A 21128-nucleotide genomic window follows, 5' to 3' on the forward strand; every position below is an offset into this window, starting at 1 on the left:
ATTAATTAAACTTGATTTGGTATTCTACAGGCTTTATTTGAAATGCCATTTAAAAAAAGATCGACTATAAATTTTATATGTTCTTCTTGTTCTTTTTTACTCATAAGCTGGGAGTCTACTAAAACATTTAAAGTAAAATAAGGTTCTTTTAACATATTGCAAAAAGTAATAGCTAATTTTGCAGCATTATCTTTGATAAATTGATCTTTTTGTTTTGAAAAAAGATCTGCTAGAAGATTATGAGCAAAGAATTTTTGATTATCTTGCATCCAATTTTGAAGATAATTTATATTATAAACTTGAGAAAAAATAATTCTTCCTAAAGAAACCATTGAGGCTGTATTATATATTTTAATAAAAACTCTAGCAAAAGAAATTAAATTTTCTTTTAATTCTTTATCTTCAGAAATATGAATTTGAGAGGCAACTAGCTTGAAATGTTTTTTGCAAACATCATTTAAAATTTCGAAAAATAAACCTTCTTTGCTTTGAAAACAATCATAAATATTAGAATAAGAGCCTCCAGAGATTTTTATAATATCGCTTAGGCTGACTTCTTGAAATCCTCGTGCTAAAAAAAGTTCACAAGCAACCTTTTTTATTCTATCTTTTCGAGCTAAATTTTTCTTAGAAAGCGTCTTGTTTGAATTCATTTAACCTCCTTAAAAATTGAGATTTTAGGATAAATAAAAATCGTTTTTCTAAAAATAACAATTTTGTTATCATCTTTAGCATAAGCTTTTATATGAAGTGGAAAAATAATATCTTTTTGATTATCATTGGCAAGTTTTTTTATAGCCCTAATAATAACAATTTTTTTACTTTGTTCTCCGGCTTCAAGTTTAAAAGGTTTGCTTGGGCGAATAATTTCAATACCATTATCAATGCCTTCTAGTTTAGCTTCAAAATAATATTCATGATCTTTTATATCTGTGTTTTGAAATAAAAATGTATATGCATTTGAAACTTCTATATTGTCCCCTGCGCGTGAAATTTGGTATAGTTCGCTACTTCGGTTGATATTTAAAAGCATATGTTCTTTTTTGCTACCCATAATAATTAAGATAGTTAAGATAATTCCAATAACAATTAAATATCCAATAGTTCTAAAGCGAAAATAATTAATTTTCTTATCTGTTTCTATTGATTTGATACTTGTCCAGTTGATTAAGCTTGGACGATTGAATTTATTTTGAATTTTAGAACAAGCATCGGCACATTCTAGACAATTAATACATTCAAGTTGCATTCCCGCTCTAATATCAATATGTGTTGGACACACGCTTACACAGGCTTCACATCCTATACATTCTCCTTGAGGAGGTTTTTTATGAAGTTTAAATTTACCATCAAAAATAACTCCACCACGTTTTTCATTATAAATTACTTGCATGGTATCGCGATCAAACATAACCGATTGTATTCTAGCATATGGACAAACATATATGCAGAATTTTTCTGCAAAATAAGTAACATCAAGAGTAAAAAGTATACTTCCAAAAAATAAAATTCCTATTAAAAGAAAATGTTCATTAGGATTTTTTAAATATTCAAAATAGTCTTCTGGCGGAATAAAATACCAAAGTAAATTACTTATGGCAATTAAAGAAATAAGGTAAAATAAAATAATAGCAATAATTTTTTTAAAATATTGTCCAGGATATTCTTTTTGCTTATTATTGATATTTTTTCTAATTTTCAAAATTTTTGTTTGAATTAAATCTCTATAAATAACCCTAAAAATAGTTTGTGGGCAACTCCAAGCACACCAAATTCTACCACCTAATGTTGTTATAAAAAATATAAATAGAAAAAGAAGTATAAGAATAAAAGGCATAAGATAAAATTCTTGAGTGGAAAAAGAAATAAAAAATAAATTTAATTTAGCATGGATAAAGCTTAAAAGAAAAAAATGATTCCCATTAATTTCTATAAATGGTAAACTCAATGCAATAATACTAATAATAGCATAAATAATATAACGCCTTTTTGTGTAATTAGTAATAAAATTTTGCATTTATTCCCTTTTTTATGTTGTTTTTTATGCTATTATAATTTATAAAAACTAAAATAATTTTTAAATGTTTTCTAAGTTACCTTTAAATAAGAATTATTTAATGATAAATACTTTATAATCTTTCCCCTTAACAATAAAAATTTTTAAATTTTGTTAAGCAGAATTAAATTTATGAAAGGTGGTGAGGATAGTGCCAGGAATTAAGGTGCATCCTAACGAGTCTTTTGATGAAGCATATCGTAAATTCAAAAAACAAGTTGATAGAAATCTTGTTGTAACTGAAGTTAGAGCGAGAAGATTTTTTGAGCCTATGACTGAAATTCGTAAAAAGCAAAAAATTTCAGCACGTAAAAAAATGCTTAAAAGACTTTATATGCTTAGACGATACGAATCAAGACTTTAAAATCAAAAGCCTTTTAAGGCTTTTGATAAATTCTTTAAAATCTTATATCAAACTTTTTTAAATACAAAAATTATTTTAATACAAAAGAATGAATTTATTATTTTTTGTTAGAATTAATCATTAATTTTTGATTATTAGGTGCTAGATACTATGAAAAGAATTAAAAAAATTATACAAATTGGGATGATGAGTGGTTTGGCAGCTGTAGCAGGAGGTGCTTTAGTTGCTTGCAGTAATGATAATTCAGAGACTTCAAATCAAAATTCAAATATGAAGGGTGCTTTTGTTATTATAGAAGAAGTTGCTCCTGGTCAATATAAAATAAAAGATCAATTTCCTAGCGATGAAACTAGAGTGGTTTTGAAAGATTTAAATGGTACAGAACGAATTTTAAGCAAAGAAGAAATGGATATGCTTATAAAACAAGAAGCAGAAAAAATAGATAATGGAACATCTAATTTGACTCAAAGCAATCCTCAAATGAGCAGTGGCGGATTAAGTTTAGGTGAAACCTTGCTTGCGAGTGCTGCTGGAGCTATTATAGGAAGTTGGATAGGTTCAAAACTTTTTGGAAATCAAAATTTTCTTAATCAACAGCGAGGAGCTTTTACAAACCAAAGTGCTTACCAAAGAAGCGTAAATAGTTTTAATAAAGCAAGTACAAGCAAAGCTTCAAGTTCTTCTAAATCTGGTTTTTTTAAAGGTGGGCTTAAATCATCAAATTCTGGATTTGGTTCTTAAAGGAAGATTTATGAGATTGTTAAAAGTTGATAAGCTTCAAAAGGATTATTTAGAAAATATAGGTTTTTCTTGGCATACTGATGAAGATGGTAGTGATTATATTAGCGATACTTTAGTTTGCGTTAAAGAAAATGAAGCAAATGCTTATTATGAAGCATCTAATGAGCTTTATGATATGTTTATAGCGGCTGCACAAAATGTGATTGATAATGATCGTTTTGATGAGCTAGGTATTCCTTTTAATCTTGTAGAAGCTATTAAAATGAGTTGGGAAAATGATGTTCATTGGCATTTATATGGAAGATTTGATTTTGCTGGAGGCTTGGATGGAAAGCCTATTAAGCTTTTAGAATTTAATGCAGATACTCCAACAGCTCTTTTTGAGAGCGCAATTTTGCAATGGGCTATTTTAAAACAAAATAATATGGATGAAAATCATCAGTTTAATAATATTTATGAATGTTTAATGGAGAATTTTAAAAGACTGATTACGCTTGATGATGATACTAGTTTATTTCAAAATTATTATCAAGGCTGGAAAATTCTTTTTTCAAGTATAGCTGGAAACAAAGAAGAGGAAATTACGACGAAATTATTAGCTTATATTGCTAATGAAGCGGGATTTGAAACTAATTTTTCTTATGTAGATGAGGTTGAATTTAGCGATGAGGGTATTTTTAAAGATGGAATTAACTATGAATATTGGTTTAAACTGATTCCTTGGGAAGATATAGCAATAGAAGAAGGAGATCTTGCAATGCTTTTAACGCAGATCATGCGTAATCAAAAAGCTATCATTTTAAATCCTGCTTATACCTTGATATTCCAATCAAAAGGTATTATGAAAATTTTATATGAGCTTTATCCTAATCATCCATTACTTTTAGAAACAAAAGATCAACCTTTGACTGGAAAAACTTATGTTAAAAAGCCAGTTTTTGGTAGAGAAGGAGCTAATATAAGCATTGTTAAGGGTGAACAAATTTTAAAAGAAAATGAAGGACCTTATGTAAACAATAAATTCATTTATCAAGAATATGTAGAATTAAATTCATATGAAAATGAGTTTTATCAAGCAGGAGTATTTTTTGCTTATGAGGGATGCGGTTTAGGTTTTAGAAAAGGTGGAATGATACTTGATAATTCTTCAAAATTTGTTGGACATATTATTAAGGAGTAAGCAATGAAATTAGTATGTTTAGATGCAGCAACTTTAGGAAATTATGATTTTAGTGTTTTTGAAAAATTCGGAGAAATTAAACTTTATGATACAACCAAAAATAAAGAACAAACAATTGAACGTTTAAAAGATGCTGATATTGTTATGACTAATAAAGTAGTGATTGATAAAGAAATTATAGACGCTTCTTTTAATCTCAAACTTATATTAGAAACTGCTACAGGATTAAATAATATAGATGTTGATTATGCTAGAGAAAAAAATATTGTAGTAAAAAATGTAGCTGGATATTCTACAATGAGTGTTGTGCAACATACTTTTGCTTTAATTTTTGCTTTTTTAAATCATATTCCTTATTATGATCAATGGGTGAAAAATGAAAAATGGTGTAAAAGTCCTATTTTTACAGATTTTAGTAGAATTTTAACCAGTATAGAAGGTAAAAAACATGGTATCATAGGGCTTGGTTCTATAGGAAAAGAAGTTGCTAAAATTTCAAAAGCTTTTGGAGCTAAAATTTATTATTATTCTACTAGTGGAGCAAATGCAAATTCAGAATTTGAACGCTTGGAATTAGATGAGCTTCTAAAAAATTGCGATATTATAAGCATTCATGCCCCGCTCAATAATCAAACTATGAATTTATTAAATTTGGAAAAATTGGAATTATTAAAAGATGATGCGATTTTGATTAATGTTGGTAGAGGCGGTATTATAAATGAATTAGATTTAGCAAAAGCGATGGATCAAAAAAATATCAAAGTTGGGCTTGATGTATTAGAAAAAGAACCTATGCTAGAAAATCATCCACTTTTAAAAATTAAAAATAAAGATAATCTTATTATTACTCCGCATGTTGCATGGGCATCTAAAGAAGCTATTAATATTTTAATGAATAAGGTTTATGAAAATCTTAATGAATGGATAAAAAATGGCAAGTGAACATAGTTTTGATATTTCTGCAGCGATTGATAAACAAGAACTTAAAAATGCTTTTGAACAGGCAAAAAAAGAATTGGATTCAAGATATGATTTAAAGGGTATTAAAACTGAAATTCAATTTAATGAAAAAGACAGTATTTTTAAGCTTAGTTCTTCAAGTGAATTAAAGCTTGATGTTTTAAAGGATATTGTTATTTCTAAACTTATTAAAAGAGGTATTAATTCTAGTGCCATTAAAGAACTCTCTCGCGAAAATGGAGCTATGTTTCACTTAAATTTAAAGGCAAATGATTCCATAGATAGTGAAAATGCTAAAAAAATCAATAAGGCTATAAAAGAGAGCAAATTGAAGGTAAATTCTTCAATTAGAGGAGATGAAATTCGTGTTGTAGGAAAACAAATTGATGATTTACAAGTTGTGATGAAAATTGTTCGTGAGCTTGATCTTGAGTTAAATATCAGTTTTAAAAATTTGAAATAAGGTTTAAAATTTTGAAAAAAGTATTTGTTTTCTTTTTAATATTATTGTTTTTTAATGCTTGTGCTATCAAAAATCAAAATAATTTTAGTCAAAGCATAGCAATAACTATCAATTCTCCGTTTCTTAAAATGAGTGATTTTGGATTTTTAATAAAAGAAAATCAAGCTTTAAATTTAGAGGTTTATCATTTAGGTCAAGCTTTTTTTAATTTAAAAATTAAAGATAAGATCTGTCTAAATGCCGTATGTTATGATAAAAGAGTTTTTAATAAAAAATTTTTTAAAAATGAATATTATGATGATATCTTAAGTGATATTTTAAATGCAAAACCATTATGGCAAGGAAAAAAAATACAAAAAACCACTGATGGATTTAAACAAAATTTAAAAGCAAAAAATTATGAAATTTTTTATGAAGTTTCTAAAAATAAAATCATTTTTTTTGATAAAGTTTCACGTATAAAAATCATTTTAAATTATCAAGGATAAAAATTTTGAAATTTTTTTTATTTTTATTTTGCATAATCAGTCTACTTTTTTCTAAAAACTATAAAGGAGAGGTATTTTTTTATAATTTAAAAGACAAGCAAATTTTTGCTATAATCTATGAAAATGCACCTTTTATACCCGTATTTGATAAAGATATTAATCAAACGAGTCCTAGTTTTATAGTTTTAAGTGATCTTAATACGAGTATAGAAATTCCTATTTTTAAAATTTCAAATGTTTGGAAAGACGGGGATAATATTTATAAAATTAATGATGCCAAAGAGTTAATATTGGATAATAAAAAAATTAAAGCTCAAAAACTAGGTTTTGCAAATTTGTATCTTTTTGAAGATCAAAATAATATTAAAATAAAGAGCTGTTTAGATTTTTTAAAAAATGATGAATTTAATAAAATTCATCAACGAAGTAACAAAGAATTTGATTTTGAACAAATTATTCAAAAGCCTATATTTTTAAAAGATGGAAAATTAAGTTTTCAAGAGCAATATTATTTTTATAAAGATGATATGGAGCGTCCAATTTTAGAACTTAATAATTTTATTTATGATATGAAAAAAAATGCTTTTATTCATTTAAGTCAATTGTATGATTTAAAAAATCATCGATTTTTAGATCTTTTGCATCAAAAACTTAAAAATTTTTGTGCAGAATGTTTTGAAGATATTGAAAAAATGGATTTTAATGATAATTTTTTATTAACTCCTTATGGGGTTAAAGAATGCTATTTGCCTTTTGAAAATCATTTTTTAGATGAAAATATTTGTATCGATTTTTCCAATAAAGAAATAGAGGAATTTAAAAAATAATGTTAAAGCTTAAGGAATTTCTAAATTTAAAAACTATAGAAAAAACTCAAATTTATAAAGAACTTAAGTGTTCTAAAAATGAAGCTTTGATTTTAAGAGAGCTTTGTAAAAATTATGTTATTTCCGTTGCCTCTGTAAATGCATTTACTCTATTATCTAGTATTTTTGGTATGGAAAAATATGCGTATTTAGATGTTTTAGGAGATTTAAAAAAACTTATAGAAAGAGGTTTTGTTAATCAAAATTCTAGCTTTTTCAAAAATATTGAAAGCAATAAAAATCAAACTTTGAGTTTAAATTTATTACAGTGTGAATTAAGTTTAAGTGAATATTTTTTAGAATTTTTAGAATCAAAATCTAATAATTTAGATTTTAGTAAAAAAGAAGCTTATGCTGATTATTTAGAATATCTTAAAGATGAATTTATACGAGTTGAGCTTTATGAAAGATTGAGTTTTATTAGAAAAAGTGCTTATAATAGTGAATTAAAGGAACAAATTAAACTTTGTGAAGACTATATTAAGGAGCGTTTAAAAAAAAGTAAATTTTATAATGTTTTAGCTGATATTTTTAAAGAATTCAATCTTAATCAAAAAGAACAAATTATTTTTTTAACACTTTTAAGAGAAGAATATTTATTGAGTAATGAAAATTCTACTTTTAGAGAAATGAACTTTTTATTGTCTCTTATAAGTGAAGATGAACTTGACAAGCATAAAAATAAAAGATTACTTCAGGAAAATTCTCCACTTTTAAATTTAATAGAATATGATGAGTATTTAAATTCTTTCGGAGATATTTCAAAAAGTTTTTTTATTACGGATGAAATTTTGCAAAGGGTTATTAATTTTGAACCAAAACAAAGCAAAAAGGTTAAAATTGAAAATGTTTTAAAAGATCAAGATATTTTTGAATTAATAGAACCAAGGGTTAATATTAATGATATTATTATGCCTGAAAATACTAAAGAGCTTTTGCAAAGTATTCTTAAGCAACAAGATAAAAAAGTACTTGAAAGATTAAATTTATGGGGAATAAAAAACAATAAAAATATAGAGGCTAAGATTATTTTTTATGGGCCTCCTGGTACGGGAAAAACTATGTCAGCACTAGCTATGGCTAAATCAATGAAAAAATCGGTTCTTAGCTTTGATTGTTCTAAAATTCTTAGCAAATGGGTTGGAGAGAGTGAACAAAATGTTAGAAAAATTTTTGATACTTATAAGAATATAGTACAAACTTGTAAACAAAGTCCTATTTTATTACTAAATGAAGCTGATCAATTTTTAAGTACAAGAATTGAAAGTAATGCAGGAAGTGATAAAATGCATAATCAAATGCAAAATATTTTTTTAGAGCAGATTGAGCGTTTTAATGGAGTAATTATTGCAACTACAAATTTTTTAGAAAATTTGGATATAGCATTCTCTAGGAGATTTGATTATAAAATAGAATTTAAAAAGCCTGAATTTAAAGATAGATTGAAAATGTGGGAAAAATTTTTACCTAAAAAAGCCGAATTTGATAGAAAATTTGATATTAATATTTTAGCTAATTATGAATTAAGTGGAGCTCAAATATTAATGATTATTAAAAATACAGCTTTAAAAGTTGCAATTTCTAAAGAAGGAATTTTTTATATGCAAGATTTTTTAGAAAGTATACAAAAAGAACTTAATTCTAGTTTTGACAAAAGTAAGATCGTAGGTTTTTAATATAGCGTAAAATAAAATAAATCATTGACAAGATTAAAGCACTCCATTCCCAAAACATAGGGATTTTAGGACTTAAAAAATAATGATAACTTGCGATGATTAAACATAAATATCCTAATTTTCTTATTTTATATATTTTTTTAAAGAAATTAAAAGAACTTAAGAACATTAAACAAATAATAATAAAAGCCACAAATCCAGTTGTCTCTAAAAAATGATATAAGATGTCATTAAATAATCTATAAATTTGAGCATTTCTATCAAAAATAAAATAATTTAAAAAATGGATAATACTCCAAAAAGTTGCAAAAAATCCCAAAAATTTGGGATAATTTTTTGTTGATTTGAATTTAAATAAAGAAAAAAACAAACTTAAATTAAAAAATATTAAAGCAAAAATTCCTGTATTAAAATAAATTTCTTTTACAAAATCAAAAGCTCTAAAAATGTTATAAAAAGAACAAATCAAACTTGCCAAGAAAGCTATAAAAGCGATAAAATTAAAATATTTACGCATTAGAAATTAACCTTTAGATCCATACCTTTGTAAAGTTTTGCAACTTCTTTTTCATATCCATTAAACATCAAAGTAGGTTTTGTGAAAAAATCACCTAAAGCTCTTTCATTTGCTTGAGACCACCTTGGATGAGATACATTTGGATTAACATTAGCGTAAAAACCATATTCATTTGGGGCATAATTTTGCCAAGTTGTGCGAGGTTGTTTTTCTACAAATTCAATTTTTACAATAGACTTGATACTTTTAAAACCATATTTCCAAGGAACAACTAAACGTATAGGGGCACCATTTTGTGGTTTTAAAGGTTTTTTATACATTCCTACAGCAAGTAAGGTTAATGGATGCATTGCTTCATCCATTCTAAGTCCTTCAACATAAGGATAATCTATAGTTGGAAAAAGTGCATTTTGATCAGGAAATTGATTTTTGTCTAAAAGTGTTGTAAATTTAACAAATTTAGCTTTTTGGGTAGGTTTTACCTTTTCTATTAGTTGACGCAATTCAAAACCAATCCAAGGAACTACCATAGACCAAGTTTCAACGCAACGAAATCGATAAATTTTTTCTTCCAAGGGAAATTTTAATATATCTTCCATGCTTAAAATTATTGGCTTTTCAACTTCTCCACTTATTTCGATTTTCCAATTTTGAGTATTAAAATTCTGAGCTAGAGCAACAGCCTTTCGCTTATCAGTAGAAAATTCATAAAAATTAACATAATTTATTGCTAACTCTTCATCGCTTACTTTTAGATTGTTAAGATTTTTATCTTCAATAAAATTAAAAGCAGAAAGTTTAGAGCCAATTAAAGTTGAGCTAACAAGAGCTCCAATGCCTAATTTTAAAAATTCTCTTCTTTTTTGATATAAATATTGGGGTGTAATATGCATAATTTTTCCTTATTAAAAATTTTTATTATTAAAGCATATTAGAGCTAATATAAGATTATTTTTAGGTTATTTTGTCAAGTTCTAGATTATAAAGAATTTCTCCACATAATTCTTTATAATTATTTGATAGTTTTAATTTTGAAATTTCTTGCATAAGAATTTGCACTTCTAGTTCTTTAAGTTTTGCAAGTTCGCGTTTAAAATTTATATAATAAAGAGTATTCTTTTAAAATGATTTCGTAAATATTAAAAGAGCCATCAATAAGATAATTAATCGCTTTGTCAAGATGTTGATTGTAATCTTTTAAATTAAGAGAATTAAGAACCATGATGCAAAGGTGGATCATTGCTAGGTGAAAGTAATTAAGACATCTTTCTGGAAGAGTTAAAATATCGCTTTTTTTAAAATGATCTAAATTTTGAAAATTCTCTATTGAAAATTTATATCCAAAGCTTTCATCAATACTAGATATAATAATTTGGAGTTTTTGATCTTCATTAAGTTTTTGTCTAAAGGCTACAAAATAGCCTAAAGCTTTATAAAACATTTCAAAAAAAATAATATGTTTGTTTTCTCTTAAGCAAGAAAGATTAAGACTTTTTGGTGCTATAGAGTACTGTTGCATATATTTTTGAACTTTTAAGGCAATTTTATTTCTTATACCTGTTAAGTAATTAAAATCTTTTTGTTTTAAAATTTGATGATAAAAAAACACAAAATCTTTAATTAAAATTCGATTGTTTTTTTCAAAAGAAATAGTTGAATCCACGCTAATAAATTGGTTATAAAGATTAAAATAATCACATTCTAATTGTTGATAATTCAATACTTTATCCCGCACTTTTGATAAAATTCTTTCAAGGCTTTTTCCTTATCGGGTTGAGTTTTAATCCATTCTTCAAAATTTTTACAAATATCCCATTCTTTTTTTTGATTATTTTCATAAATTCGATCTATATTTTCTTCATTTATTTTTTCTTTACTCATCTTATATGCCTCAAAATCTTTTCACAAATTGCTTTAGGATTTTTATCTTTATATATAGGACGTCCTATAACTATAAAATCACTTTTATTTTCTTTAGCTGTTTCTAAATTTGCTACTCGTTTTTGATCATCATTATTTTCTCCAAAAGGACGAATACCTGGTGTTAATGTTAAAAAATTTGGATGAGTATTATTTTTAATATTTTTACTTTCAAAAACAGAACATACCATTCCATCAAGTTTATTTTGATAAGACATTTTGGCAAAATTAATTACAGCATCGTTAATACTTTGTTTATAAATATTGAAAAAGTTTTCTTCATCAAAGCTAGTGAGTGCAGAAACAGCTAAGACTAAAGGACGTTTAGGGAGTTTATTAAGTCGGTTCATCACTTCTTGCATCGCTATATTTCCAACGCTTGCGTGGATATTAATCATATCAACCCCAAGTTTGGCAATTTCCTCACAAGCATCCGCAGTTGTATTAGGAATATCGTGAATTTTTAGATCCAAAAAGATTTTAAAATCATCTATTTTTTTTAACTCTTCTATAAATTTAAAACCATCTCTTAGATAAGCTCTTAGGCCTATTTTAAGCCAAAGATCTAAACCTTTTAATTCTTTGGCTATATTAAGACATTCTTCTTTGGTAGCAAGATCTAAAGCAACACATAATTTCATTTTTTAGCCTTAATTAATGAATCTAAAACTCCGTTGATAAATTTAGGAGAGCTATCATTGGCTAATTCTTTGGCTAATTCTATTGCTTCATTGATTATGATTGCGCTTGGTGTATCTGTAAAAAGTAACTCATAAGCTCCAAGTCTTAATATAGCCCTTTCTATATATCCTAACTTTTCAATTTTATTTTCATTAAGATGAATATTTAATTTTTCATCAATATCATAAAGATTGTGAATAATGCCTTGGTATAAATTCAAAGTAAATTTTTTTTGATCATTACGAATTTTTTTTTCATCTAGATAATCATTGATAAAATGTTCATTTCTTTCATTTATTTCTAAAGCATAGAGCAAAGAAATGACACTTTGTCTGACTTGATGACGTGTTGCCATTAAATTTCCTTACTTAAATTAAGCATTTCTATAACTGTAACCATAGCTTCAAAACCTTTATTTCCAGCTTTACTACCTGCTCTTTCTATAGCTTGTTCTATAGTATCTGTTGTAAGAACACCAAAACTTACAGGAATATTATGATTTAAGCTTATATTAGCGATACCTTTTGTAGTTTCTGCTGCAACATAATCAAAATGCGGAGTTGAACCTCTAATAACAGCACCTATACAACAAATTGCATCAAATTTCTGACTTTCTATAGCTTTTTTTAAAATAAAAGGAAGTTCAAAAGCGCCAGGAACAAGAATAAGGCTTAAATTTTCTTCTTTACCCCCATGTCTTAAAAAAGCATCTTTTGCACCTTCGACAAGACGATCGGTAATAATATGATTGAATCTTGCATTAATAATTGCAATTTTTTCATTAGAATTAAGATTGAGTTTTCCTTCAATAATTTTCATTAAATATCCTTTATAATATTTTGTATTTGTAAAAGTGTTTCGACACAATTTTTAAGGCGTGAAATATCTAGCATATTTGGTCCATCGCATAGAGCTTCGCAAGGATTGATATGGGTTTCAAAGAAAAATCCATCTACGCCAACTGCTGCTGCTGCTCTTGCTAAAGGTTCTACAAATTCGCTTTTTCCTCCACTTTTTCCATTAGCAGCTCCTGGCATTTGAACACTATGAGTTGCATCAAATACAACAGGTGCAAATTCACGCATAATGACTAAAGATCTCATATCTACAACTAAATTTCCATATCCAAAGCTAGAGCCTCTTTCAGCAACAAAAACTCCATTTTGTTTAGCTATTTCATAACCTTCTTTATTTATACTTCTAGTTTGAAGAATTTTTTTAACACTATATTTAATGTCACTTGGATTTAGAAACTGTCCTTTTTTAATATTAACTTTTGATCTAGTTTTTCCAGCTGCAACAAGCAAATCAGTTTGACGGCATAAAAATGCTGGAATTTGAAGTACATCAGCAACTTCACTTACAATTGATGCTTGAAAACTTTCGTGGATGTCGGTTAAAATTTTCATATTAAATTCATTTTTAACACTTTCTAAAATTTTAAGCCCTTCCTCGATTCCAGGGCCACGAAAAGAGTCAATACTTGTGCGATTAGCTTTATCAAAGCTAGATTTAAAATAAAATTCTATATTTTTATTTTCATTAAAAATTTTAAGTTGTTCAGCGACTTTAAATACTAAATCTTTACTTTCTATAACGCAAGGACCAGCAATTAATATCATTTTTTTCATTTTTTTCCTTTTACGACTAAAATTAATCCTCCACAAATTATTCCTATTATACCTAAAAAAACCATAGCACTTGGTAAATTATCACCCAAAATTAATCCAACAATTAAACTAAAAATGACATCAAAATAACTAACGCCTGCAACAATACCAGCTTGTTTAGCTATTCCATAAGCTTTGGTTACATGAATTTGATAAATGGTTCCTAAAATTCCCATAATTAAAATAATTATCCATGATTTTAAACTGGGCATGATAAATGGAGCTAAGATAAAATCCATATGTAAAGAGTGAAAATTAAAAAATTCAGCCCCTATCATTGAAAGTAAAGGCATGAGCGTACCAAGAAAAATAAACGAAAATGCAATTTGTTCCGTGGTATAAGATTTTCTAAGTTTTCTTACGCTTGTGAGTGCTAATGCTGCTAAAAAACCACTTGTGATACCTATGATAGAGTTTTTTAAATCAAAACCTGAATGATAAGCTTTATCAGCCCAAGGTTGGGTAATTAAGAGCATGCCTAAAAAAGCTATAAAAATTCCCATCCAAGCTTTTTTTCCTATGCTTTCTTTGAAAACAAAAAAAGCAATGAGTGTGATAAAAATAGGTGCTGTTTTTTGAAAGGCAAAGGCTCCGCCTAGGGTGATATTTGAGATATTATAAAAAAACATATAAAGTGAAAGTGTGCCTGCAACACCTCTAAATACTAAAAGCCAAAAATGTCCACCTTCTTTATGAACTTTCGATCGTTTTAATAACCAAAGTAAAAATACAACTCCTATAATATTTCTAAAAAACATAATTTCAATAGAACTCATTTCTTTGCTTAAAATTTTAGCACAAGCTCCCATAAGTGTAAAATCTAAACATGCTAAAAGCATAAAATAAATTCCTAGGTTGTGTTTAATAAGTTTTCGCATTTTTATTCCTTTAGGGACAAACTTGAAAAATGGATTAATTCTAGTCTTTTTTGCTTAATATTAAGGCAAATTTTATATAATTTTCCTTAAAAAATTTCATTTAAAAATAGGAAAAAAATGCAAAGCATTATATTGATAGGAAAACCTAATGTTGGAAAATCAAGTCTCTTTAATCGGATGGCAAAAAGAAGAATAGCAATTACAAGTGAAATTTCTGGCACAACAAGGGATACAAATAAAACTGAAGTTTGTATTGGTTCTAAAAGTGCTTTTATTATTGATAGTGGAGGACTTGATGAAAGTGATGAGCTTTTTAGAAATGTTAAGAAAAATACCTTAAAGGTTGCCAAAGAAAGCGATATTATTCTTTATTTGGTTGATGGAAAATTAGCTCCAGATGAAGAAGATAGACGCTTTTTTTATTCTTTAAAAAAATTAAATAAACCATTGGCTTTAGTTATTAATAAAGTAGATAATAAAAAAGATGAAGAAAGAGCATGGGAATTTTCAAATTTTGGTGTAAAAGAAATTTTTAATATTTCAGTAACTCATAATGTTGGACTTGACGAGCTTTATAATTGGTTGGAGCAATTTTTAAATGAAACTAGTTTAACTCCTGATGAAGAGCAAGATTTGGAGGATTTTTTAGAACATTATAATGAAAATAAACAAGAAATGCAATTTAAAGAAGTAGATCAAAACCATATTAGAATAGGAATTGTTGGTCGTGTTAATGTTGGAAAATCAAGTCTTTTAAATGCATTAGTTAAGCAAGAACGTAGTGTTGTTAGTAGTATTGCTGGAACTACAATTGATCCTGTAAATGAAACTATAGTTTATCGAGATAAAACAATAGAATTTGTAGATACTGCAGGCATTAGAAAGCGTGGAAAAATTCAAGGATTGGAAAGATTTGCTTTAAATCGTACAGAAAAAATTTTACAAAATTCTCAAATCGCACTATTAGTTTTAGATGCAGATGAGGGTTTTAATGAGCTTGATGAAAGAATAGCAGGGCTTATCGCTAAATATTATTTAGGTGTTATTATAGTTTTAAATAAATGGGATAAAAGTCAATTTGATTTTGATAAAGTGGTTAAAGAATTAAAACTTGATCGTTTTAAATTTTTAGCTCATGCACCTATTGTGAGTGTTTCGGCTTTAAGTGGAAAAAGAGTACATGTGATACTTGATAAAATTTTGCAAGTTTTTGAAAATTTTATACAAAAAATTCCAACCTCAAAACTTAATAATTTAATTGAAAGTGCAACTAAAGCACATCCATTGCCACATGATTATGGAAAATTGGTTAAAATTTATTATGCTGTACAATATGATATTGCTCCGCCAAAAATTGCTTTAATTATGAATCGCCCTAAGGCCTTACATTTTAGTTATAAACGTTATTTGCAAAATAAAATCAGAAAAGAATTTAATTTTGAAGGAGTGCCTTTAATCATTGCTTCACGTAAAAAAGGAAGCAGGGAAAATGATGAGGGATAATATTGTTTTTATTGGTTTTATGGGGTGTGGAAAAAGCACTATGGCAAGAAAATTAGCTATAGAATTGGATCGAATTTTTTTAGATAGTGATTTGTTAATTGAGGCAAAATTTAATCAAAGTATTAATGAAATTTTTGAAAATAAAGGAGAATATTTTTTTAGAAAGCAAGAACAAAAGTTAGCTGATTTTTTTATCCTTTGTCAAAATACTTGTATTGCAAGTGGTGGTGGTTTTATTAATGTGAAAAATTTAGAAAAAATAGGATTGAGTATTTATTTAAGGGCTGATTTTGAGTATTTAAAAAAACGTTTAAATAAGGACGAAATTGCTAAAAGGCCCTTATTTTTTGATGAAATTAAAGCAAAAAAGTTATATAATGAAAGAATAAAAATTTATGAAAATAAAGCTGATGTCATATTGGATATTGAAAATAAAAGTATTGATGAGCTTATAAGAGAATTGAAAAAGGTAGTTAAATGAGAGTATTAACCGGAATTCAGCCTAGTGGAGATTTACATATAGGAAATTATTTTGGCGCAATTAAGCAAATGATAGACACCCAAAATACAAGTGAGATGTTTATATTTATTGCTAATTATCATGCCATGACTTCTTTACAAAACGGAGAAAAATTAAAAGAAAATTCTCTCAAAGCTGCTGCAGCTTTTTTGAGTTTTGGTATAGATCCACAAAAAAGTATTTTTTGGCTACAAAGTGATGTGAAAGAAGTTATGGAACTTTATTGGATTTTATCACAATTTACACCTATGGGTCTGTTAGAGCGTGCACATAGCTATAAAGATAAAATTGCCAAAGGGCTTAGCGCTTCTCATGGGCTTTTTTCTTATCCTGTTTTAATGGCGGCTGATATTTTACTTTTTGATACTCAGCTTGTTCCTGTGGGTAAAGATCAAATTCAACATGTAGAAATTGCACGAGATATCGCTTTAAAAGTAAATAATGAATGGGGAGAAATTTTTATTTTACCTGAAGCTAAAATCAATGAAGAACTCGCTGTTATTGTAGGTACTGATGGATCTAAAATGAGTAAATCGTATAAAAACACTATAGATATTTTTAGCGATGATAAAACCTTAAAAAAGCAAATTTCATCAATAATAACAGATAGTACTGCTTTAGGAGATCCTAAAAATCCTGAAGAATGCAATGTTTTTAAAATAGCAAAATTGTTTTTAGATGATGTAGGGCAAGAAAATTTAAGAAATCGTTATTTAAAAGGAGGCGAAGGATATGGACATTTTAAAATGTATTTAAATGAATTAGTGATTGATTATTTTAAAGAAATAAGAGAAAAATATAATGAACTTTTAAATAAACCTTCTTATTTAAAAGAGATTTTGGATTTTGGTGCGAGTAAAGCAAGAAAAGTTGCTCAAGAAAAAATGCAAAAAATTTATACTAAAATAGGCTTATGAGGGGTGCAAAATGCTTGATTTAAAAAAATTGCAAAATCAATTTGATGAGGTGAGTCAAAAGTTAAAAAATAAAAAAGTTGATGAGGAAATGTTAAAAAAATTAGCTGATTTATTTGCATTATTAAAAAAAGAAAAAACAATTTTAGAAGAGCTTCAAGCTTTTCAAAATAAATTTAGCAAAGAGCTTGCAAGTGCACAAGATAAAGAAAAACTAAGAGCAAAATTGAGTGAAAATAAAATTAAAATCAATGAGCAAAATCAAAAAGTAAATGTTTTAGAAAATGAGCTTGAAAATATTGCCCATGCTATTCCAAATATTCCAGATGATATCGTTCCTGTGGGTGAGGATGAAGATGAAAATGTAGAAATTAAAAAAGTTCTTACTCCACCAAATTTTGATTTTAAACCAAAAGAGCATCACGATTTAGGTGAAAGTTTAGATTGGCTTGATTTTACAAGAGGGGTTAAAATTTCTGGAAGTCGATTTTGCGTGCTTAAAAATGAAGGTGCTTTATTGAGTAGAGCTTTAGTGAATTACATGATTGATTTTAATAGAAGTCGTGGTTTTGATTTTGTCAATGTGCCTTATTTGGTCAATAGTGCTACCATGTTTGGAACTGGACAATTGCCAAAATTTAAAGATGATATGTATAAAGTAGATGATGAAGATTTATATCTTATTTCAACTTCTGAAATTCCAGTAACTAATCTTTATAGTGGAGAAATTTTAGCAAGTGAAAGTTTGCCAATAAAAATGACTTGTTATAGTGCTTGTTTTAGAAAAGAAGCAGGTAGTGCAGGGCGTGATACAAGAGGAATTATTCGTCAGCATCAGTTTGAAAAAGTGGAGCTTGTAAGCATTACTAAACCTGAACAAAGTGATAGTGTGTTTAATGAAATGGTAGAATGTGCTAGTGATTTACTAAGTTCTTTAGGTTTAGCTCATAGACATTTGATGCTTTGTACAGGAGATTTAGGTTTTAGTGCTGCAAAGACCATTGATCTTGAGGTTTGGATTCCTTCTCAAAATAAATATCGAGAAATTAGTTCTGTATCTAATTGTCGTGATTTCCAAGCAAGACGTGCCAAAATTCGTTATAAAAATGAGCAAGGCAAAAATGAATTAGTTCATACTTTAAATGGATCTTCATTAGCAGTGGGTAGAACCTTAGTTGCTATTATGGAAAACTATCAAGATAGAGAAGGAAAAATTATTATTCCTGATGTTTTAAGAAAATACTTTTAAAGAAAATAAATGGCAGAAAAAGAAGATATAGTATTAGAAAAATCAGAAGATGATTTAAATAATAAAGAAAGACTTGATGAGAGTTTAGGAGAATTTAAGGGGCAAGAAGGGCAAGCTCCTGATGATGAAGAGTTTGTTTCTTTATCCGAAGAATCTAATGAAGATGATACAGGTTTTAGTTTTACAAGAGAAAGCGCACCTGAAGAATTTTCATCTTTTGAAAAAACTCAAAATCAACAATTAATCCCTTGGTATAAAGATAGAAAATTTATGTCTCTTGTTGGACTTTCTTTGATTATTATTTGTGTTTTGGTTTTTACTTTAACTTATTTAGTTTTCAATGAAGGAAATATTAAAGCAGATATTATAGCTTCAAAACCAGTTGAAAAATCTGAAATTGTTCCAGATGAATCTTATAAATATGAAGATATAGCTAAAGTAGATGCTATGATACAAAAGGCTAATGCACTCTATCTTAAAGGCGAAATTCAGCAATCTTTGAAATTATATAAGCAAATTGCAGTTTATAATGAGTCTTTATCTAATTATAATTTAGGTGTTTCTCAAATGAATGAAGGAAAACTGCAGGAGGCTTTTGAAAGTTTTAAAAAAGCTATAGCTAGCGGTGAAAATCAAACTGTATCTGCTATTAATGCTGCAGTATGTGCTTTAAAGCTTAATGATGAAGAAAAATTTAAATATTATATTGATTTAGCACAAGTTTATCTTCCTAAAGAAGGAAAATCAAAATTATATAATTATTATTTAGCTTTGATAGATTATTATAAAGGATATTATCCAGAAGCTTTGCAAATGTTTCAGCAAGTAAACATCGATCCTTATAATGATATTTCTAAATATTTATCGGCTAAAATTTATGCCAAGATGGATTTTGATACTAAGGCCGTGCAGCAACTAAATTCACAAGGAAATTTTGAACCTAGTCTTTCTTTAGGTCTTTTATATGCTAGAATGGGAGAATATGATAAAGCTAAAACCTCTTTAAGTACTGCTATGAAAATTGATAGAGACTTTAATCAAAGTTTAGCAGCTTTAAGTCTTGTTGATATTAAAACAGGAAATTATCAAGATATGCTTATGCGTCTACAAAATGCTTATAAAAAAGAGGAAGATCAATATAAAATTTTAGATCGATATAAAATTAAAGTACGATTAAATAATGATTTATTTAATATTGCTATAGCGCAAAGTCATTTTTCTAAAGATTTATTGAAAAATTTAAAAAATCAGTTTGATTTACTTTTTTATTATGCTCCTTATCAGGTTTTTGATTCTAAACAGGCATCATTGTATATAGAAAAAGCTAATATTACAAATTTTGTAGATGATAGTGCAGATTCTGGAGGATATTTGGCAACGAGCAATGTTTTATCTTCTACAAATGTAAAAATTGCCAATATTATTAATCATGCCCTAAATCAACAATTAAGACTTGCTAATGAAGAATTTCAACAATTGTTAAAAAACTATCCAGAACATAGTATTTTACAATATAATTTAGCATTATCTTATGCCCAAATGCAAAATTACGAATTAGCCTATAAATACTTTTTTAGCTCCTATCATTTAAATCCTAAAAATTATCTAGCAGGAGTTTTTGCTTTATTTTGCGCTAAATTAAATGATTTGGATACAACTAAACTTTATAATGAAATTGTTGAAAATATGGGTGCTGATACAAATTTTAAAGCAAATATGCAAAAAAGTATGCTATTTTTGGTTAAAAATGATTATGTTTCAATGCTTCCATATTTAGATGAAAAAACTTCTAATACTCCTTTAAGTTTAATGTTTAAGGCAATTATTGCTAAAAATAATAATCTTAGCAATCGAATGGATGTTGAAATAGCTAAATTAAGATCACAACTACCAGAAGATATTATTGCAAATATTTTATATTTTAATTCTTTAAATTCTAATCTTAATATTAAAGAATATGCCCAAAATGCACAAATTCATTTTAAAAATTTAAAACTTGATTATCGTAGCGTTTTTGGAGGTCCTAATATTGCAAGAGAATTCTATGTTGATTTGATGCATGTATCTGGAATTTTAAATTTAGAAAGAAATAAATTTAAAGAATTGATGAATACTTCTAAATTTGAAAGCGAAAGTATAATACAAACTCTGGCGTATTTAGATATTTTTGCTAAGCAATTTGAAGAATCTTATGCGCTTTATAACATTTTAATTGATGATTATAAAATTAAGGATACTAGAACTTTATTTTTAGCTTCAGTTGCAGCCATAGGGGCAAACAATCCAAATTCAGCTATAGCATTATTGCAACTTTCGAAATTAACCGATAAAAATAATAAAGAAAGTAAAGCTGCTCTAGGTTTACTTTATCAAGAAGTACAAAATTATGAAGCTGCTATCAATCAGTATAAAACATTACCAAATAATTTTAAGAGTAAATTTTTTACTTTTGATATTAAAAATTAAAGATGTTTAAAAAATA

Annotated in this window: 21 protein-coding genes and 2 pseudogenes; 13 read left to right on the forward strand and 10 right to left on the reverse strand. The window is 27.0% G+C overall.

Annotated elements, in window-relative coordinates:
* Positions 1-5 precede the first annotated feature (5 nt).
* Together CMOL_RS00715 and ccoG are read right to left on the reverse strand one after the other, a co-directional pair.
* The gene (locus CMOL_RS00715; RefSeq protein ID WP_239820374.1) at positions 6-653 is read right to left on the reverse strand and encodes a TetR/AcrR family transcriptional regulator; all 648 of its coding nucleotides are present in this window, start codon (positions 651-653) and stop codon (positions 6-8) included.
* Positions 650-2017 carry a cytochrome c oxidase accessory protein CcoG gene (gene ccoG, locus CMOL_RS00720; RefSeq protein ID WP_239820375.1) on the reverse strand — a complete coding sequence of 456 codons (1368 nt, stop codon included), beginning with the start codon at positions 2015-2017 and terminating at the stop codon, positions 650-652. The genes CMOL_RS00715 and ccoG overlap by 4 nt, the downstream gene beginning before the upstream one ends.
* A gap of 190 nt (positions 2018-2207) precedes the next feature.
* Between ccoG and rpsU the strand changes: the two genes are divergently transcribed.
* From rpsU to CMOL_RS00760, 8 genes are all read left to right on the forward strand, one after another.
* Positions 2208-2420 (forward strand): 30S ribosomal protein S21, encoded by a 213-nt coding sequence (gene rpsU / locus CMOL_RS00725; RefSeq protein ID WP_002780697.1) that lies wholly within the window; start codon positions 2208-2210, stop codon positions 2418-2420.
* Between the two features lie 150 nt (positions 2421-2570).
* Positions 2571-3161, forward strand: coding sequence for a UPF0323 family lipoprotein (locus CMOL_RS00730; RefSeq protein WP_200282005.1), 591 nt, complete (start codon positions 2571-2573; stop codon positions 3159-3161).
* A gap of 10 nt (positions 3162-3171) precedes the next feature.
* Positions 3172-4341, forward strand: coding sequence for a glutathionylspermidine synthase family protein (locus CMOL_RS00735; protein ID WP_239820376.1), 1170 nt, complete (start codon positions 3172-3174; stop codon positions 4339-4341).
* Positions 4342-4344: 3 nt separating this feature from the next.
* Positions 4345-5283 carry a D-2-hydroxyacid dehydrogenase gene (locus CMOL_RS00740; RefSeq protein WP_239820377.1) on the forward strand — a complete coding sequence of 313 codons (939 nt, stop codon included), beginning with the start codon at positions 4345-4347 and terminating at the stop codon, positions 5281-5283.
* Positions 5273-5764: a YajQ family cyclic di-GMP-binding protein gene (locus CMOL_RS00745; protein ID WP_239820378.1), complete on the forward strand. Its 492-nt coding sequence runs from the start codon at positions 5273-5275 to the stop codon at positions 5762-5764. The genes CMOL_RS00740 and CMOL_RS00745 overlap by 11 nt, the downstream gene beginning before the upstream one ends.
* An 11-nt stretch (positions 5765-5775) precedes the next feature.
* The gene (locus CMOL_RS00750) at positions 5776-6252 is read left to right on the forward strand and encodes a hypothetical protein (RefSeq protein ID WP_200281996.1); all 477 of its coding nucleotides are present in this window, start codon (positions 5776-5778) and stop codon (positions 6250-6252) included.
* A 5-nt stretch (positions 6253-6257) separates the two neighbouring features.
* Entirely contained in the window at positions 6258-7079 is an 822-nt protein-coding gene (locus CMOL_RS00755; RefSeq protein ID WP_239820379.1) for a hypothetical protein, read from the forward strand.
* Entirely contained in the window at positions 7079-8794 is a 1716-nt protein-coding gene (locus CMOL_RS00760) for an ATP-binding protein (RefSeq protein ID WP_239820380.1), read from the forward strand. Before CMOL_RS00755 ends, CMOL_RS00760 begins: the two co-directional genes overlap by 1 nt.
* Here CMOL_RS00760 and CMOL_RS00765 read toward each other — a convergent pair.
* From CMOL_RS00765 to CMOL_RS00800, 8 genes and pseudogenes are all read right to left on the reverse strand, one after another.
* The gene (locus CMOL_RS00765; protein ID WP_239820381.1) at positions 8760-9311 is read right to left on the reverse strand and encodes a ferric reductase-like transmembrane domain-containing protein; all 552 of its coding nucleotides are present in this window, start codon (positions 9309-9311) and stop codon (positions 8760-8762) included. The genes CMOL_RS00760 and CMOL_RS00765 overlap by 35 nt on opposite strands.
* Complete coding sequence (gene msrP / locus CMOL_RS00770) at positions 9311-10204, reverse strand: protein-methionine-sulfoxide reductase catalytic subunit MsrP (RefSeq protein ID WP_200282605.1); 894 nt, start codon at positions 10202-10204, stop codon at positions 9311-9313. Before msrP ends, CMOL_RS00765 begins: the two co-directional genes overlap by 1 nt.
* A 61-nt stretch (positions 10205-10265) precedes the next feature.
* Positions 10266-11031, reverse strand: a pseudogene (locus CMOL_RS00775) (hypothetical protein).
* Positions 11028-11872, reverse strand: a pseudogene (pyrF, locus tag CMOL_RS00780) (orotidine-5'-phosphate decarboxylase). Before pyrF ends, CMOL_RS00775 begins: the two co-directional pseudogenes overlap by 4 nt.
* The gene (nusB, locus tag CMOL_RS00785) at positions 11869-12267 is read right to left on the reverse strand and encodes a transcription antitermination factor NusB (protein WP_239820382.1); all 399 of its coding nucleotides are present in this window, start codon (positions 12265-12267) and stop codon (positions 11869-11871) included. The pseudogene pyrF and the gene nusB overlap by 4 nt, the downstream one beginning before the upstream one ends.
* Positions 12267-12731, reverse strand: a complete 465-nt coding sequence (gene ribH, locus CMOL_RS00790; protein WP_200282614.1) for a 6,7-dimethyl-8-ribityllumazine synthase — start codon at positions 12729-12731, stop codon at positions 12267-12269. The genes nusB and ribH overlap by 1 nt, the downstream gene beginning before the upstream one ends.
* Entirely contained in the window at positions 12731-13543 is an 813-nt protein-coding gene (kdsA, locus tag CMOL_RS00795; RefSeq protein WP_239820383.1) for a 3-deoxy-8-phosphooctulonate synthase, read from the reverse strand. Before kdsA ends, ribH begins: the two co-directional genes overlap by 1 nt.
* Positions 13540-14460 carry a DMT family transporter gene (locus CMOL_RS00800; RefSeq protein WP_200282619.1) on the reverse strand — a complete coding sequence of 307 codons (921 nt, stop codon included), beginning with the start codon at positions 14458-14460 and terminating at the stop codon, positions 13540-13542. The genes kdsA and CMOL_RS00800 overlap by 4 nt, the downstream gene beginning before the upstream one ends.
* A 117-nt stretch (positions 14461-14577) precedes the next feature.
* Here CMOL_RS00800 and der point away from each other — a divergent pair, with 117 nt between their 5' ends.
* The 5 genes from der to pflB are packed head-to-tail and all read left to right on the forward strand — an operon-like array spanning position 14578 to position 21112.
* Positions 14578-15963, forward strand: coding sequence for a ribosome biogenesis GTPase Der (gene der / locus CMOL_RS00805; protein ID WP_239820384.1), 1386 nt, complete (start codon positions 14578-14580; stop codon positions 15961-15963).
* Positions 15950-16444 carry a shikimate kinase gene (locus CMOL_RS00810; RefSeq protein WP_239820385.1) on the forward strand — a complete coding sequence of 165 codons (495 nt, stop codon included), beginning with the start codon at positions 15950-15952 and terminating at the stop codon, positions 16442-16444. The genes der and CMOL_RS00810 overlap by 14 nt, the downstream gene beginning before the upstream one ends.
* Entirely contained in the window at positions 16441-17400 is a 960-nt protein-coding gene (gene trpS / locus CMOL_RS00815) for a tryptophan--tRNA ligase (RefSeq protein ID WP_239820386.1), read from the forward strand. Before CMOL_RS00810 ends, trpS begins: the two co-directional genes overlap by 4 nt.
* A gap of 10 nt (positions 17401-17410) precedes the next feature.
* The gene (gene serS, locus CMOL_RS00820; RefSeq protein ID WP_239820387.1) at positions 17411-18646 is read left to right on the forward strand and encodes a serine--tRNA ligase; all 1236 of its coding nucleotides are present in this window, start codon (positions 17411-17413) and stop codon (positions 18644-18646) included.
* A 9-nt stretch (positions 18647-18655) separates the two neighbouring features.
* Complete coding sequence (gene pflB / locus CMOL_RS00825) at positions 18656-21112, forward strand: motility protein PflB (protein WP_239820388.1); 2457 nt, start codon at positions 18656-18658, stop codon at positions 21110-21112.
* Positions 21113-21128 lie beyond the last annotated feature (16 nt).

Origin of the sequence: Campylobacter sp. RM10537 (assembly GCF_022369435.1) — a bacterium.
In the GTDB taxonomy this organism is placed as follows: Bacteria; Campylobacterota; Campylobacteria; order Campylobacterales; family Campylobacteraceae; genus Campylobacter_D; species Campylobacter_D molothri.

Excerpts from the sequence above, each read along its gene's own strand:
- CMOL_RS00715 (WP_239820374.1), bottom strand. The coding sequence starts at position 653 with ATGAATTCAAACAAGACGCTTTCTAAGAAAAATTTAGCTCGAAAAGAT.
- ccoG (WP_239820375.1), bottom strand. The coding sequence starts at position 2,017 with ATGCAAAATTTTATTACTAATTACACAAAAAGGCGTTATATTATTTAT.
- CMOL_RS00730 (WP_200282005.1), top strand. The coding sequence starts at position 2,571 with ATGAAAAGAATTAAAAAAATTATACAAATTGGGATGATGAGTGGTTTG.
- CMOL_RS00735 (WP_239820376.1), top strand. The coding sequence starts at position 3,172 with ATGAGATTGTTAAAAGTTGATAAGCTTCAAAAGGATTATTTAGAAAAT.
- CMOL_RS00740 (WP_239820377.1), top strand. The coding sequence starts at position 4,345 with ATGAAATTAGTATGTTTAGATGCAGCAACTTTAGGAAATTATGATTTT.
- CMOL_RS00745 (WP_239820378.1), top strand. The coding sequence starts at position 5,273 with ATGGCAAGTGAACATAGTTTTGATATTTCTGCAGCGATTGATAAACAA.
- CMOL_RS00760 (WP_239820380.1), top strand. The coding sequence starts at position 7,079 with ATGTTAAAGCTTAAGGAATTTCTAAATTTAAAAACTATAGAAAAAACT.
- CMOL_RS00765 (WP_239820381.1), bottom strand. The coding sequence starts at position 9,311 with ATGCGTAAATATTTTAATTTTATCGCTTTTATAGCTTTCTTGGCAAGT.
- msrP (WP_200282605.1), bottom strand. The coding sequence starts at position 10,204 with ATGCATATTACACCCCAATATTTATATCAAAAAAGAAGAGAATTTTTA.
- nusB (WP_239820382.1), bottom strand. The coding sequence starts at position 12,267 with ATGGCAACACGTCATCAAGTCAGACAAAGTGTCATTTCTTTGCTCTAT.
- ribH (WP_200282614.1), bottom strand. The coding sequence starts at position 12,731 with ATGAAAATTATTGAAGGAAAACTCAATCTTAATTCTAATGAAAAAATT.
- kdsA (WP_239820383.1), bottom strand. The coding sequence starts at position 13,543 with ATGAAAAAAATGATATTAATTGCTGGTCCTTGCGTTATAGAAAGTAAA.
- CMOL_RS00800 (WP_200282619.1), bottom strand. The coding sequence starts at position 14,460 with ATGCGAAAACTTATTAAACACAACCTAGGAATTTATTTTATGCTTTTA.
- der (WP_239820384.1), top strand. The coding sequence starts at position 14,578 with ATGCAAAGCATTATATTGATAGGAAAACCTAATGTTGGAAAATCAAGT.
- CMOL_RS00810 (WP_239820385.1), top strand. The coding sequence starts at position 15,950 with ATGATGAGGGATAATATTGTTTTTATTGGTTTTATGGGGTGTGGAAAA.
- trpS (WP_239820386.1), top strand. The coding sequence starts at position 16,441 with ATGAGAGTATTAACCGGAATTCAGCCTAGTGGAGATTTACATATAGGA.
- serS (WP_239820387.1), top strand. The coding sequence starts at position 17,411 with ATGCTTGATTTAAAAAAATTGCAAAATCAATTTGATGAGGTGAGTCAA.
- pflB (WP_239820388.1), top strand. The coding sequence starts at position 18,656 with ATGGCAGAAAAAGAAGATATAGTATTAGAAAAATCAGAAGATGATTTA.